A 12960-nucleotide genomic window follows, 5' to 3' on the forward strand; every position below is an offset into this window, starting at 1 on the left:
CCGACTGACGCACCGTCGGCCGACTGGACGACTTCAGTACTCGCTGACCGTCGCGGTCCCCACCGAGATTCGGACGAGTTCGTTTTCGGGCCACGCGGATTCTTCGGCCCCGTACTTCCGGTTGATTCGCCGCGTGGCGTCTCGAACGGCCTCATCGTCGTCGGTGACGACGGTTGCCGTCCCGAGAATCGTCACCTTCCACTGTGCCTGTCCCTTCTCGTCTTTCTGGACGGAGAGCGCGACACGCGGATTCTCGCGGATGTTGGCGAGTTTCCGGCCCGTGGTGAGCACCTCGATTACCCCGCGGTCCTCCGCGTAGTGGAACCAGACCGGGGCGACGTGAGGGCGGTCGTCGACGCTGGTCGCGAGGTGCGCCATGAGCGGTTCGCTCGTCACGAGCGACGCGGCGCGTTCGGAGAGGCCAGTCATAGTCGGATATCGGTCTCTCAGCGTAATACGATTGCCTCTATCGGTATTTACAAACGCGAGGGTAGTCCCCGAGACGGTGGACACGGGGTTCTGACGAGCTCCGTCTCACCCTGTCCCGCGCCGTGAACACTCACACACCTTCGATTTAATGTCATCAAAATGTTTTGTTTAGATATTCCTAACGCCAGCCGGAACGTAGTTGTCATCCGTCCGAATCGCCCCGAATAACCCTCATAACGGGTGCATAACAAAGGGGTCGGACGCGACAGTTCAGGCACCCTACTCATGAGTATCGAGGTTCGGCGGGCGACTGGAGACGACGTCCACAGTTGGGACGCGTTCGTCGAACAGTCACCGCACGGCAACGCGTTCCATCAGTACGACGCGCTGGAGATTCAGGCGGCGCACGCCGGCGCGGAGTTGGTTCCGCTCGTCGGACGAAAAGGCGAGGAAGTCGTCGGCTTGTTCCCGCTGTTCCGCATCGACAAAGGGCCGATAGCGACGGTGTTCTCGCCGCCGCCGGAGCTTCGCGTCGCGTACCTCGGTCCGGTCCTCTTGAACATGGACCACATGAAACAGCGAAAGCGCGAGGGCCGACACCACGAGTTCATCGACGCCTGCCTCGAATGGGTCCGCGACGAGATTCGACCGCGCTACACCCACATCCGCCTCGACGGTCGGTACGACGACCTCAGAGCCTTCTCGTGGAACGACTACACGATAACCCCGCAGTACACCTACCACGTCGACCTCTCGCCGGGGGTCGACGACGTACTCATGAGCTTCAGTAGCGACGCCCGGTCGAACATCCGGAACGCGCCCGACGACGCGTACTCCATCGAGGAGGGCGGTCCCGAAGCAATCGAGCAAATCGTCGAACAGGTCGCCTCGCGCTACGAATCACAGGGCATCTCGTACCGTTCGACCCCGGCGTTCGTCACGGACCTCTACACCACCCTCCCCGAGGGGCAGATTCGACCCTACGTCCTTCGGACCGACGGCGAGTTCGTCGGCGGCATCCTCGTCGTCGACTACAAGGAGACGGTGTCGCGGTGGCAGGGCGGCGTGCGGACCGACGTGGAGACAGACCTCGCCGTCAACGACCTGCTCGACTGGCACATCATGTGTGACGCGATGGACCGTGGGCGGACGACCTACGACCTCGTCGGCGCGAACAACCGCCGCATCAACCGATACAAGGCGAAGTTCAACCCCGAACTCCATCCCTTCTACAGCCTCGAACGGAACGCGGCGGGGATGAAGACGCTCGCACACCTCTACAAGACGATTCGTGAGGGCGTGTAACGGAGTACGGTTCGCCCCGGATTCCCTCCGGATATTGACTCAAGAAGTCCCAGATGTTCCACTAGTTACCCAACTCGGCGGTCACACGGAACACCCGCGTTTACTCGTGTTCGAGTGCGTCGTACACGTCCCGGTGGTCGTCGCGGTCGGCCTTCGCGACGCGGAGAACGAGTTCTCGACGGATGTCTTCCATCACCCTGTCGAGTTCGGATTCATTGTTCGCGCCGTCTTTCGTTGCCATACGTCTACTGTGTCCTCGGTAGAGTTATTCGTTCGGGCCTGATGCGTCGTCGGCCAACTGGTCGAGTCCGTGCCGAACGAGTCCGTTTCGCCACTGCTCGATCACAAAATCGACGGCTGAAGGCGACTCGTACACGGTGTCGATGGCCCCGATGGGCGACTCATTGAACGCTGTGTTCTCCCGGTGGCCGCATCACCGTTTCCTTCGACGCTGAAGTTAGAGCCCCGCGTAGGGGTCGGGCTTCGCCTCGGTCAGGCGGTCGACCTGCTCGTCCGTGAGGTCGATAGTCGCGGCTTCGAGGTTCTCGGTCAGTTGTTCGACCGTGCGCGCGCCGACGATGGGGGCCGTGACGCCGTCGCGGTGCATGAGCCACGCGAGCGCCGTCTGGGCGGGCGTCGCGTCGACTTCCTCGGCGACCGCGTCGAGTTCGTCGTGCACGTCGAAGTTCTCCTCGGTCAGATACGACTCCTCGAACCGGCTGGACTCCGCGGCGCGGGACTCGCCGGTGAGACCGTCCTCGCGGGTGTATTTCCCGGTGAGGAAGCCCTGTCCGAGCGGGCTCCACGGGCAGACCGCGATGCCGTACGAGCGGGTCATCTCGAGGTAGTCTCCCTCGATTTCGCGGTCGACGAGGTTGTACCGCGGTTGGGCGACGGTGAACGGCTCCCAGCCCTCGGCGCGGGCGATTTCGTTCGCCTTCGCCACCTTCCACGCGTTCGGTCGGAGCGTCGACGCGCCGAGGTAGTGGACTTTCCCGTCTTCGACGAGGCCGTTGAGCGTCTTCATCATCTCGCGCGTGGGCGTCTCGTCGTCCCAGCGATGGATGTAGAGCACGTCCACGTAGTCGGTGTCGAGGCGGTCGAGCAGGGCGTCGATGCGGTGCCGGATGTTCTTCCGGTTCGTCCCGCGGCTGTTCGGGTCGCCGTCGCGAATCTGCCAGTAAATTTTGGACGCGATGGTGAACCGCTCTCGGTCTCGGTCTTCGAGCCAGTCGCCGATCCAGCGCTCGCTCGCGCCGCCGCCGTAGATGTCAGCGGTGTCGATGAAGCGCCCGCCGGCCGCTTCGTAGGCGTCGAGCAGTTCGTGCGCGCGCTCCTCGTCGATTTCGACGTTGCCCTGTTCGGTCTCCTTGCCGAACCGCCACGTCCCGAACTGGAGTTCGCTCGTCTGGAGGCCCGTCTCGCCGAACGGAACGAAGTCCAGGTCGATGTCATCGGGTGTCGTCATGCCCGCGGGGATACGCCGAATCGACGCAAAAGCGTTGGGTAGCCGGAAGGCGATTGGGGTGAGTCGCTCCGCGTTCCGCCGTCAGGCGTTCGCGCGAATCAGCGATTCCAGTTCGTCGCGCATCTCGCTCGCGTCGGTGGTCCGAACCGTCGTCTGGACCGTCCGCTCGTCCAGGTCGCTAAGCTCGCTCAGTACGCCACCGCGACGGTCGACTTCGATGTGCAGTTCGAGCGCGTCTTCGCCCGGTCGCGGCACGACTTCGAGTTCGTCTAACTCGCCGGCGAACGGCCCCGACGTGGGTCGGAACTCGAACTCCTGTACGAAGCGCCGAGTCGAGGTGAACACGCCGTGGGGGTCGGCCTCGCACTCGGCGGTGTGGAGCGAGAAGCCGAGGTCGTCGAGCGCGTCGAAGACGGCTTGTAGCCGCGGCGTCGGCTGGACGCTCAGGTAGTCTTTGTCTTCGGGGTCGACGGCCAACTCGATGTCGAGTTCGGTTTCGACCCACACGTCGACGTTGCCGAGCGTGACGGGCGTCCCGTGAGGGATGTCGAGCGACACGTCCCGTGTCTCCCGTTCGTCCGGTTGAATGGTGAGGCTCTCCGCGAGGGTGTACTGTGCGATGTCGACCTCTCGGTAGCCATCTTCGGTCCGGTAGCGGGTCTCCAGTTCGAACCGAATCTTCCCGATTTCCTGTTCTGTCGAACCGCCTTCGATGCGCACTTCTGCATCGACCGTCTCGCCGGCGCGGACGGTGTCGGAGGGGAGGACGGTATCGACGGTTGCGTTGCCGATTCCGATTCGTGCGAGGACCTTCTTCATGATGCACGCCGCACGTCTCGCTCGCGGTGTAAGTATCTCGTGGCCCGCTCACCCCCGAGCGGCAGTCGGTTTTCCGGCGACAGAATCGCTGCCACACGCACCGACCCTCCAGATAGTGATTTATCGGCCTGTCCAGAAATAACAAAAATCGGATTATTATATTGGAAATGAAATTCGAAATCGCACAACTACCTCTGAAACGGGGCTCTCAGCGGTTTCTGATAGTGTTTGGATATAACAAATAAATATCTATTTACGACATAACATTGTCTAGTAGCCGAGGTGTTCAGAAGTGACAACGAAACCACGAACTCGACGAGCCGTCCTTCGGAGCGCGGCAGGACTTGTGAGTCTCGTCGCGTTCTCCGGCGTGGGTAACGCGAGTTCGACCGCGAAAAGCCAGTTCGACGACGAAGACGGCAACGGCATCCCTGACGAGGGGGAGGTCGTTACCGGCGCGTACAAGTCGGTCTTGGCGTACGAGGGCGAGTACGGTTCGGGAGCGTATCCGCAGGAAGACTGGTACTGGGACCTCGGCGACGGTCGGGTTTACGGTACGGTCTCCAGCATCGACGAACTCGACCAGGACCGCCTCACCGTCTGTGATTACAAGGTTCAGTACCGGGGGACGTACGCGAACGACCCGTTCTTAGACACCGGCTGGGTCAGAAACCAGATTAATTGTCGCGGCTACGACGACAACGGGAACTACAACTACAACATCGTCCACGAGACGGACCCGCGGTACACGGGCGACCGACCACCCGCGTTTGGCGGCGACTGGGAGTACCAGACGTATGTCGTCGCTGGCGTCGGTAACCAGGTCACTCGGCCATCATCGCCCCCGGGGCAGTAACCCAATCGGCATCGCGGTGAGGCCGTCTTACTCCGGTTTTTCACCAACGCCCCGCACTCGCGCGCCTCCAGTCCAGCGTGACAGCCCTCACGTCACGTACACGTCGCCTTCGACTTCGTAGAGATACCCCTTGTTCAGGAGTTCGTCGACGGCTTCGGGGTCTTCGCCCGCCGAGCGCACCCGGCGGCGCGCGTCGGTCACGGGCATCCCGGCGTCGCGGTCGGAAACGAGGGGCCGAAGATGCTCGAACGCTCGCGTCGCGCGAGGAGAAAGCGGTGTGTGTCCACCCTGTTTCGATGTCATCGAGTCCTCTATTCGCGACCACGGAACGCTCCGTAAAGAAGGTGGGTGCCGATTCGGATGTCGGTGCCGAACTACTCTCGTCGCCGGACGGCTCGGCAAACTAGTCGGTTTCCACCAGTTCCGTCCGCCCTCACTCCCACGGGTTCGTCCCCAGCGCGTGGACCAGCAGAATCGCCCCCACAGCGATGCCGACGAGGACGAGCGCGACCGGGAACGCGGCGTCAAGGCCGGTCGAGAGGTACGACACCCAGATTTGCACCGGGAGCGTCCGCGGGTAGTACGCCAGCATGAGCGTCGCGCCGAACTCACCCATCGCCCGCGCGAACGTCAGGGTCACGCCGGCGAGGATACCCTGCTTCGCCAGTGGGAGCGTCACGCGCCGGACGCTCCCGACGCGGTCCTCACCGAGCGAGCGGGCCGCCGCTTCGAGTTGCCGGTCCACGCCGTCGAAGGCCGTCTTCGCGGTCACGACCAGAAACGGCGAGGCGACGTACGTCTGCGCGAGGACGACCCCGACCAGCGAGCGCGTGAGCGGGACGCTCGTCAGTTGGCCGAGCCCCGCGGGGCCGACGAGTTTGAGCAGTAACATCCCGCTGACGACCGGCGGAAGCACGAGCGGGAGCATCACCATCGCCAGAATCACGTCCCGACCACGGAACGACGTGCGCGAGAGCCAGTAGGCCAAGGGGACGCCGAAGGCGACGGCGACCAGCGTGCTGAGCGTCGCCGCGACGACGGAGTTGGTGGCGGCGGTCAGGACGACCTCGCTCGTCACGTCGTCCGCCAGCGACGCCGGCGACTGCGCGAGGACGAGCGCGCCGATGGGAAGCAGGTAGTAGACGAGGAGCATCCCGGCGAGAAGCAGCGTCAGGCCTCGCCACGTCTCGGGTAGGAGTCGCGTGACGCCGCTCTCGCGACGGTTAGGCTCTCTGTGGGACATCTCCGAAGTAGTGTGGATGGCTCGCACGCACGGTGAACCCCGAGGGTTCGAGGAACTCGCCGGCGGTCCCGACGAGCGCCTCGAACACCGATTTCGCCGCCGCCGTGTCGGTTCGTCGCGTCACGGCGTACCGGATGGGTCCGCCGCGGACGGTGACACCCTCCGGGAGCGTGTAGGAGACCGACGCGTACGCCGACGCGTGTTCGGGGTCGCTCAGGTTGATTTCGGCCGGGAGTTCGAGGTACGGGTAGTCGCGCTCGACGGCCATGCTCCGGTAGACGAACGCTGCATCGACGCCGCCGGCGTCGAACTGCGCGAGCAGTTGCGTCTCGGGGTAAATCTGGTCGCGGCGGAGCAGGTCGTCGGCGAGCGCCGGCCGGTCGTAGTAGTCGGCCGCGAGCGCGAGCGCGAACCGCGTCCGGTAGCCGAGCGGGTCGAGGTCGGGGTCGGTTCGACCGAGGCTGACGCCGTCGTCGAGGAGGGCGTCGGGCCACGACGCGGCGTCGGCGACCCGCGTCCCACCGTCGGTCTGGGGGTTGTACGCGACGACGAGCGCGTTGTTGGCGAACGTCGCGTACCACGGGACAGAAAGCGGCGCGTCGAACAGCGTCGGGTCCGCGAGGGCGACGATGTCGGGGTCGCGTTGGTCGTCGTCGACCATCCGTGCCACGCGGGCGGAACCGTGTGCCTCGACCTCCACGCGGGTTCCCTCCGGCGCTTCGAACTCGGCGGTGAGCGCCCGCTGGAGGCTCCCGGCTGCGAGAACCGACACGGTCGGCGTCGTCCCCGCTCGGCCGAGGCAGCCCGCTGTCGCCGCGAGGCCGGTCGCCGTGACCCCGCCGACGGATGCGAGAAACGCCCGCCTACTCGACCCACTGGCGGACTCGCCGGTGTTCTCCGCCGCGTCCGTTCGGGGCGGCCGATTCCGTCTCTTTCGCATCATCTGGTCAGGGTTTCTTGGAGATGTCTTCGAGCGATTCGGGGTCGGTAGACGGGTCGAGTACGCGCGCCTCGACGGCGCGGACGCCTTTCACCGTCCGCGACCCGTCGACGTCGGGCGCGATAAAGCGCGTCTCGTAGTCGTGTTCCTCCCCGATGGGCGTCCCGTCGCGGGCGTAGGCGACGACGGCGTCGAGGGCGGCGTACACGTCGATGCAGACCCGATAGCCGTCGGTACTCTCGACCACGAGATGCGTCGTCTCGTCGTCGAGACCGGCGGCTTCGAAGAGGTCGAGGACCGGAACCCCGGTCCACGTCGCGGTGTGCCGCGTCCCCGACGCGCACGCGACCGTCACCGTTCGGTCTTCGGCGGGCAACCCGCGTAGCTCCGGGCCGGACAGCGTCACGCTGCTGTCGCCGCGGACGAGAATCGGCTCGGAGAGCGGGGTCGCCGGCCCCGACCGGTCGTGTTGTGCGTGCATGCGTACTCACTAGTCCAATATCGGTTTACTCTAACGATGTATGTAACCTTTGGTGATTAATTCTTTTAAACCGAGACGGAACGTGCGTCGACTCGCGCCGAGTCGGTCGATTCCGGAGTCCGTACATTCATTATTCCAAGAATGTATTTCTAATCTACATGTTCGAGGTCCAGTCCGAGCTGGCGATATTCGTCCTCCTGATGCTCGTCTGGACCGTCTTCGTGCTCTACTCGGCGTCGGTCTTCACGTGGTTCGTCGAGGTGCTCGTCCTCGCGTGGCGACAGACCGTCCCCGCCGACGACGTCGCCTACGGCTACGACGACATCCAAGTACGCATCATCACCATCGACGCTGCCAACATCGTCCAATCGACGGTCAACGCCGTCCCCGACGGCCTCGACGACGTTCGGGTCGTCGCCGAGAAGCCGATTTCGGTCGACGGCGCGACGGTCCACGCCGTTCCGGAGGAGTTCACCTGCACGGCGTCACACAAGGGCCGGGCGCTCGAATGGGCGCGCCGCGAGATTCCCTGCGACAAGGAGTTCGTCCTCTACCTCGACGAGGACACGCTGATGGCGAACTTCGAGGGGTTGCCGGAGGGCGACATCGTCCAGATTACGGAACTCCCGCTGTACACCGGGTCGTGGGTGACGTATCTCTCGGAGGTGTTCCGCATCGGTTACCAACGCGAACAGCGGGCGTTCGGCCGATTCAGCTTCCCGCTGTACGCGTGGGGCGGCGGCATCGCGGTTCGGACGAGCCTCGAAAATCGAATCACGTGGGACTCGAAGACCATCACCGAGGGCACGGACTTCGCGTGGCGCGCGGCCGCCGACACCGACCTCGATTTCAGCGTGCTGAACTGCAAGTTCCGCAATCAGGCTCCGCCGTCGGTCATGACGATGCTCAAACAGCGCCGACGGTGGTTCTCCGGAACGCGACAGGACTCGGACCTCCTGCCGCTACACTATCAGATGTTCCTGCAGTTCCGCCTCGTCGCGTGGGGCTTTTCGCCGCTTATCCCGCTGATAACCCTCATCACGTTCCTCGTCCCCAGCGCGCTCCCGGATCTGATGCTCTACCGAATCGGCTCGCTCGTCGAGTTCGCCACGCTGTTCGTCGTGACGGGCGTCGGCGTCGCGAGCTACTGGTCGGAGTCGAAACTCACGCTCCTCGCGGTCCCGTGGACGCCGATTCTCGTCGTCCTGAACACCGCGGGCGCGCTCTGGGGGTTCGTCGCTCCGGTCGAGCACTTCGCCGTCACGACCAAGGTGCCGTTGGAGACGGTCGAAAAGCGCAACCCCGCGTTCGAATCCGGTTCGCTCACGAAACACGACGGGCGGAACGACTTACCCGAGCGACTGGACGTGAATCGGTTCGCGAGCGAACTCCGAGAGTCACTTTACACCTCTGAGGATTGACCGCGGCGATTGCGTGCCGAACCATTCCCCATTGGCATCCGATGACCACTCTCCGGAGGCTGACTCCCGAGCCGTGATAATCGAGTCGTCGATTGATTCGCTCACGGCACGTTTTCTCACGTATGAACGCGCACGCGAACACCGGTCCAGACCACGCTCGCAAACACGAGCCCTTCCCTGCGTACGGGCCCGTGGACGCGGCGCTCGGGTTCGTCGTCTTCTACCTGTTCGTCGAGCGCGCGACCCCGACTCTCGTCGAAACCCTGACCAGTGTCGTTCCCGGGGTCTCGGCGTCGGCGGTCGGCTTCGGACTCGCGGCATTCTTGTGGTTCATCTTCGTCGTAACGACGCTTGACCAACTCCGCCGACAACTCGCGGCGCTCGGGGTCGTCGCCGGAGAAAGCGGACGCGCCGCTCGTGCCGGGTCGGGACGGGCGGTCCCGCCCATTCCGTTGCTTCTGGTCTACGCCGTCGTCTCCGTCGTCGGTGGCTTTATCGCCGTTCTCACGTTCGACCGCACCGTCGACGCGGGCATCGCGTTCATCCGACTCGTCGCGGGCGTCGGCGTCGGCGTATTCCCGTTCGGCGCGTTCCCGCTCGTCGAGTTCCTCGTCATGGTCGTCTTCTTCGTCTCGTTCGGCGCGGCGACGCACTCGCTCGATAGGGTCGTCATCGGGAGCGTCAGGACCGCGTTCGCGATGGTCCGCCCGTAAACCAGTCTGCGGACACGACATTCTCCCTTACGAGACGTATCGAACCACAAGACTGTTATCCTAGTTTTATGATTGACAGAGACGAGAGTCCCCATGAAGCGCCGCACGTTCCTCCAACTGACCGGTCTCGGGGCCGCCGGCGGACTCGCCGGCTGTCTCGGTTCGAACTCCCCTCCCCCGCGAAAGTCGAGCGTCGTCTCCGACTTCGAGGTCTCCGACGGCTCGCTCGTCGTCGACCTCGCCGACCAGACGTGGGTGATGTCCCGTTACGAAGCCGCCGACCAGTCGTCGCTGTCGGGGTTCGACCCGCAGTCGCTGGCCGCGCTCAGCCCCGTCGGGGTTGCGAGCGCGGCGAAAAGCGGTGGCGGCGGCGGCGGCCGCGGCGCGACCGGCCGCGGCACGGGCGGCTACGCCTCCGCCCCGCGGACGGTCCACGGCCACGCGTGGTACCACGGCGGCGACTACGCCGACGACTGGTACGAGGACAACGCCGGCAAGGTGAGTCGGTTCCCCGTCGGCGTCGCCGCGCTCGGCATCGCCTACCTCGGGTCGACCGCGGCGATGCGAGACGACGCGCCCGAGGCCGGTCCGGTCCCGTGGGACCGCGAGATACAGGACCCGAGCGGCACCGCCGAGTACGACATGTCGGACGGGAGCCAACTCGGTCGAGACGGCTGGTACCGCGTCGGCGCGCACATCGTCGGCGACGACGTGAACCACGACTTCCGCTGGGAGTGTTACGACCTCGAAGTCACCGACGGCATCGGTGACGCGGGGTACTCCATCGAGGAAGAGTGGAAAGTCTCCCCGCGCATCTGAGCGGGACGAACCACGACAACGGCCGCGGCGTCTTTGTCGCACCCGCCGCGACCGACTCGCCCTCCATCGATGTCTGACACACGAACCGACACGGCGACGCTCCTGACGCTCACCTTCGTGGTGTCGTTCTGTAGCTTCGCCTACGAGTTCGTCTACTCGGAACTGCTGACGGTGATGTACGGCGGGACGGTCACCCAGTACGTCATCACGGTCGGGCTGTACTTCTTCAGCCTCGGCATCGGCGCGGCGCTCTCAGACGACCTCGACGGCGCGAACCTCGGCGGGAACTTCTTCCGCACCGAGGTGCTTCTCGCGGCCGCCGCGCCCGCGGGCTTCCTGCTCATCGTCGGCCTCAACAGCGTCCGCATCCCGCAGGCGGTGCCCGCGGAGGTCATCTGGACTGTCGCCCGCCTCCCCGTCGTCGTCGTCGGGTTCCTCTCCGGGTTCGAACTCCCGCTTTTGACCCGCATGTTCGACGAACTCGACGACGACGGGCCGGCGACGCCCTCGTGGCTCCGAACCGCCGGCACGCGAATTCACGATTTCGTCGTGGCCGCCGTTGGCACCCTCTGGACCGTCGAGCGGACGGAGGGCCGCAGAAGCGGGCTGTCTGTCATCCTCGCGATGGACTACGTCGGCGGCCTCGCCGGTGCTGTCGTCTACGCCCGCGTCCTCTACCCGGGTATCGGCCTCATCCCGACGATATTCGTGCTGGCGCTCCTCAACGGAGTCGCCGCGCTCGTCTTCGTCGCTCACTTCAGCGAGTGGTCGTGGTGGCCCTTCAGCGACGCCACCCCGTCCGCAAGACCCACCTCGTCCACCAGAGCCACACCCGGCGGGAACGCGACCGACACGACCGACAGCGCCCGAGCCGACCGGTCGCTCTCGGCCGCCCGGGTCTCGAAGTCGCTCCTCGTGGTCTGCCTCCTCTTGACGGCGACCTACGCGGGCGTCGTCGCCAAGCACGACGTCGCAGACGAGCGCCTGTCCCAACTCTACCTCGAACAGCAGATCGAAAACGAGTACCCGCCGGGCGCGATGCGGGCGACGGTCACCTCGCAGGAGACGACCACCTACCAGCACGTCATCCGGTACAACCGCACGTGGACCGGCACCGGCCCGAATCCGCACTTCGACGGGCGGACAGAACAGTGTCTCCGCCTCGGCGCGGCCGTCCAACTCTGTGAGAGTTGGGCCGACAGCTACCATGAAGGGCTGGTCGACGTGCCGATGTCGCTGGTCGAACCCGGTCCCGAGACCAAGGTGCTCGTCGTCGGCGGCGGCGACTGGATCGCCATCGACCACCTGCGGGAGTACGGCGTCACCGTCGACCACGTCGACCTCGACGGCGAGTTCATGCGCGACGCGAAGACGGACTCCTTCTTCCGCCGCTGGCACGACGACGCCCACGAGTACGACCGGCTGAACACGACGGTCGCCGACGGCTACCGCTACCTTCAGGAGACGAACGAGACGTACGACCTCGTGTTGCTCGACGTGCCCGGCGCGACCGACGACGACCTGCTCACGCTCTACTCGACCGAGTTCTACCGCTCCGTCCGGACCCACCTCTCCGAGGACGGCGTCGCGGTGACGTGGGGCTACTCCCCCGACGCCTACCCGGAACACCACAAAGCGTTCGTCAACACCGTCGGGGCAGCGGGCTTCACCCAAGAGCTTTCGTACTGGGTTCGTGAGGACCTCGACGACGACGGCGAGACCGAGCGCGTCGAGCAGTTCTACGTGCTCGCGCCCGGCGAGCGCCCACGACTCACCGGCGACGGTGCGACTCGGTACGTCCGCGCCCGCGAGGAACACTACGACTCTGCCGAGTGGCACGCGGTCCCGCACTACCGCGGCGTCCGCGAGAACTCCATCTTCCATCCGAACTACGACATCCTCGTCGACACCTGACTACCCATGCCCTCCCACCCACCCTCTCCCACCGAACCGCCCGCCGCCTCCGACCCGTCTCCGCCGGTCGAGACACCGACGGAACTATACTTCGGCTACAGCGCCGACGTGCCGGACCTGACGACCGTCGACGTGAAGACGGTCGCCCCGGCGACGCTCGCGGGCGAGCCAGCGGTCCTCACCGTCATCGGCGAGTCCCACTACGTCGGCCTGCCGGCGTTCGACTTCCACGAGCTGTGTTCGTGCAAGCCGCTGCCGCACGAACGGACGCACGAGACGCCGCTTTCCGTCGGCGCGGAACGCGAGTTCAGCTTCGAGAGCGACCGACTCGACGCCCGAACGGTCGTCGAGGGTCGTCCGCTCGGCGACTTCCCCGGGCCGGACGACGCGACGGTCGCCTATCGGTTCGACCCGGACGCGTGGACCACCATCCGCGTCGGCGACGGCGGCTACGAGACGTACCACACCTACCCGGAGTGCGACCTCGCGCTGTACACCGAGACGACGATGACTCCCAAACGAGAGGCTCAGCGATGACTCCCAAAACCCAAC

15 protein-coding genes are annotated in these 12960 nt (G+C 65.2%); 7 read left to right on the forward strand and 8 right to left on the reverse strand.

Going from position 1 to position 12960, the window contains the following annotated elements:
- Nucleotides 1–33: 33 nt before the first annotated feature.
- Nucleotides 34–429: a pyridoxamine 5'-phosphate oxidase family protein gene (locus tag C5B90_RS15620; protein ID WP_115882893.1), complete on the reverse strand. Its 396-nt coding sequence runs from the start codon at nucleotides 427–429 to the stop codon at nucleotides 34–36.
- Nucleotides 430–714: 285 nt separating this feature from the next.
- Between C5B90_RS15620 and C5B90_RS15625 the strand changes: the two genes are divergently transcribed.
- Nucleotides 715–1734: a GNAT family N-acetyltransferase gene (locus tag C5B90_RS15625; protein ID WP_115882894.1), complete on the forward strand. Its 1020-nt coding sequence runs from the start codon at nucleotides 715–717 to the stop codon at nucleotides 1732–1734.
- Between the two features lie 100 nt (nucleotides 1735–1834).
- On the opposite strand, the gene C5B90_RS20910 is transcribed toward C5B90_RS15625, so the two are convergent.
- From C5B90_RS20910 to C5B90_RS15635, 3 genes are all read right to left on the reverse strand, one after another.
- Nucleotides 1835–1975 carry a hypothetical protein gene (locus C5B90_RS20910; protein WP_199517520.1) on the reverse strand — a complete coding sequence of 47 codons (141 nt, stop codon included), beginning with the start codon at nucleotides 1973–1975 and terminating at the stop codon, nucleotides 1835–1837.
- A gap of 216 nt (nucleotides 1976–2191) precedes the next feature.
- Nucleotides 2192–3202 carry an aldo/keto reductase gene (locus C5B90_RS15630; RefSeq protein ID WP_115882895.1) on the reverse strand — a complete coding sequence of 337 codons (1011 nt, stop codon included), beginning with the start codon at nucleotides 3200–3202 and terminating at the stop codon, nucleotides 2192–2194.
- An 81-nt stretch (nucleotides 3203–3283) separates the two neighbouring features.
- A complete protein-coding gene (locus C5B90_RS15635; protein ID WP_115882896.1) occupies nucleotides 3284–4021 on the reverse strand; it encodes a sporulation protein in 738 nt (245 codons plus the stop codon).
- 346 nt (nucleotides 4022–4367) lie between these two features.
- On the opposite strand from C5B90_RS15635, the gene C5B90_RS15640 reads away from it, so the two are divergent.
- Nucleotides 4368–4877 (forward strand): hypothetical protein, encoded by a 510-nt coding sequence (locus C5B90_RS15640; RefSeq protein WP_115882897.1) that lies wholly within the window; start codon nucleotides 4368–4370, stop codon nucleotides 4875–4877.
- A gap of 87 nt (nucleotides 4878–4964) precedes the next feature.
- On the opposite strand, the gene C5B90_RS20405 is transcribed toward C5B90_RS15640, so the two are convergent.
- The 4 genes from C5B90_RS20405 to C5B90_RS15655 form a co-directional block, all read right to left on the reverse strand.
- Nucleotides 4965–5180: a hypothetical protein gene (locus C5B90_RS20405; RefSeq protein ID WP_042665719.1), complete on the reverse strand. Its 216-nt coding sequence runs from the start codon at nucleotides 5178–5180 to the stop codon at nucleotides 4965–4967.
- Nucleotides 5181–5310: 130 nt separating this feature from the next.
- Nucleotides 5311–6120, reverse strand: a complete 810-nt coding sequence (locus C5B90_RS15645; protein ID WP_042665717.1) for a molybdenum ABC transporter permease — start codon at nucleotides 6118–6120, stop codon at nucleotides 5311–5313.
- On the reverse strand, nucleotides 6101–7060 hold the full coding sequence (locus tag C5B90_RS15650) for an extracellular solute-binding protein (RefSeq protein ID WP_394337546.1): 960 nt from the start codon (nucleotides 7058–7060) through the stop codon (nucleotides 6101–6103). The genes C5B90_RS15645 and C5B90_RS15650 overlap by 20 nt, the downstream gene beginning before the upstream one ends.
- A 7-nt stretch (nucleotides 7061–7067) precedes the next feature.
- Complete coding sequence (locus C5B90_RS15655; RefSeq protein WP_115882899.1) at nucleotides 7068–7541, reverse strand: molybdopterin-dependent oxidoreductase; 474 nt, start codon at nucleotides 7539–7541, stop codon at nucleotides 7068–7070.
- Between the two features lie 158 nt (nucleotides 7542–7699).
- On the opposite strand from C5B90_RS15655, the gene C5B90_RS15660 reads away from it, so the two are divergent.
- From C5B90_RS15660 to C5B90_RS15680, 5 genes are all read left to right on the forward strand, one after another.
- Entirely contained in the window at nucleotides 7700–8962 is a 1263-nt protein-coding gene (locus C5B90_RS15660) for a glycosyltransferase family 2 protein (RefSeq protein ID WP_115882900.1), read from the forward strand.
- 122 nt (nucleotides 8963–9084) lie between these two features.
- Nucleotides 9085–9675: a hypothetical protein gene (locus tag C5B90_RS15665; RefSeq protein WP_233512060.1), complete on the forward strand. Its 591-nt coding sequence runs from the start codon at nucleotides 9085–9087 to the stop codon at nucleotides 9673–9675.
- Nucleotides 9676–9768: 93 nt separating this feature from the next.
- Entirely contained in the window at nucleotides 9769–10494 is a 726-nt protein-coding gene (locus C5B90_RS15670) for a hypothetical protein (RefSeq protein WP_115882901.1), read from the forward strand.
- A gap of 69 nt (nucleotides 10495–10563) precedes the next feature.
- On the forward strand, nucleotides 10564–12408 hold the full coding sequence (locus tag C5B90_RS15675) for a spermidine synthase (protein ID WP_115882902.1): 1845 nt from the start codon (nucleotides 10564–10566) through the stop codon (nucleotides 12406–12408).
- A 6-nt stretch (nucleotides 12409–12414) separates the two neighbouring features.
- On the forward strand, nucleotides 12415–12945 hold the full coding sequence (locus tag C5B90_RS15680) for a DUF2617 family protein (RefSeq protein WP_115882903.1): 531 nt from the start codon (nucleotides 12415–12417) through the stop codon (nucleotides 12943–12945).
- Nucleotides 12946–12960 lie beyond the last annotated feature (15 nt).

Source organism: Haloferax sp. Atlit-12N (assembly GCF_003383095.1).
Classification (GTDB): Archaea; Halobacteriota; Halobacteria; order Halobacteriales; family Haloferacaceae; genus Haloferax.

Excerpts from the sequence above, each read along its gene's own strand:
- C5B90_RS15660 (WP_115882900.1), top strand. The coding sequence starts at position 7,700 with ATGTTCGAGGTCCAGTCCGAGCTGGCGATATTCGTCCTCCTGATGCTC.
- C5B90_RS15635 (WP_115882896.1), bottom strand. The coding sequence starts at position 4,021 with ATGAAGAAGGTCCTCGCACGAATCGGAATCGGCAACGCAACCGTCGAT.
- C5B90_RS15645 (WP_042665717.1), bottom strand. The coding sequence starts at position 6,120 with ATGTCCCACAGAGAGCCTAACCGTCGCGAGAGCGGCGTCACGCGACTC.
- C5B90_RS15665 (WP_233512060.1), top strand. The coding sequence starts at position 9,085 with ATGAACGCGCACGCGAACACCGGTCCAGACCACGCTCGCAAACACGAG.
- C5B90_RS15625 (WP_115882894.1), top strand. The coding sequence starts at position 715 with ATGAGTATCGAGGTTCGGCGGGCGACTGGAGACGACGTCCACAGTTGG.
- C5B90_RS15680 (WP_115882903.1), top strand. The coding sequence starts at position 12,415 with ATGCCCTCCCACCCACCCTCTCCCACCGAACCGCCCGCCGCCTCCGAC.
- C5B90_RS15655 (WP_115882899.1), bottom strand. The coding sequence starts at position 7,541 with ATGCACGCACAACACGACCGGTCGGGGCCGGCGACCCCGCTCTCCGAG.
- C5B90_RS20405 (WP_042665719.1), bottom strand. The coding sequence starts at position 5,180 with ATGACATCGAAACAGGGTGGACACACACCGCTTTCTCCTCGCGCGACG.
- C5B90_RS15670 (WP_115882901.1), top strand. The coding sequence starts at position 9,769 with ATGAAGCGCCGCACGTTCCTCCAACTGACCGGTCTCGGGGCCGCCGGC.
- C5B90_RS20910 (WP_199517520.1), bottom strand. The coding sequence starts at position 1,975 with ATGGCAACGAAAGACGGCGCGAACAATGAATCCGAACTCGACAGGGTG.
- C5B90_RS15620 (WP_115882893.1), bottom strand. The coding sequence starts at position 429 with ATGACTGGCCTCTCCGAACGCGCCGCGTCGCTCGTGACGAGCGAACCG.
- C5B90_RS15675 (WP_115882902.1), top strand. The coding sequence starts at position 10,564 with ATGTCTGACACACGAACCGACACGGCGACGCTCCTGACGCTCACCTTC.
- C5B90_RS15650 (WP_394337546.1), bottom strand. The coding sequence starts at position 7,060 with ATGCGAAAGAGACGGAATCGGCCGCCCCGAACGGACGCGGCGGAGAAC.
- C5B90_RS15630 (WP_115882895.1), bottom strand. The coding sequence starts at position 3,202 with ATGACGACACCCGATGACATCGACCTGGACTTCGTTCCGTTCGGCGAG.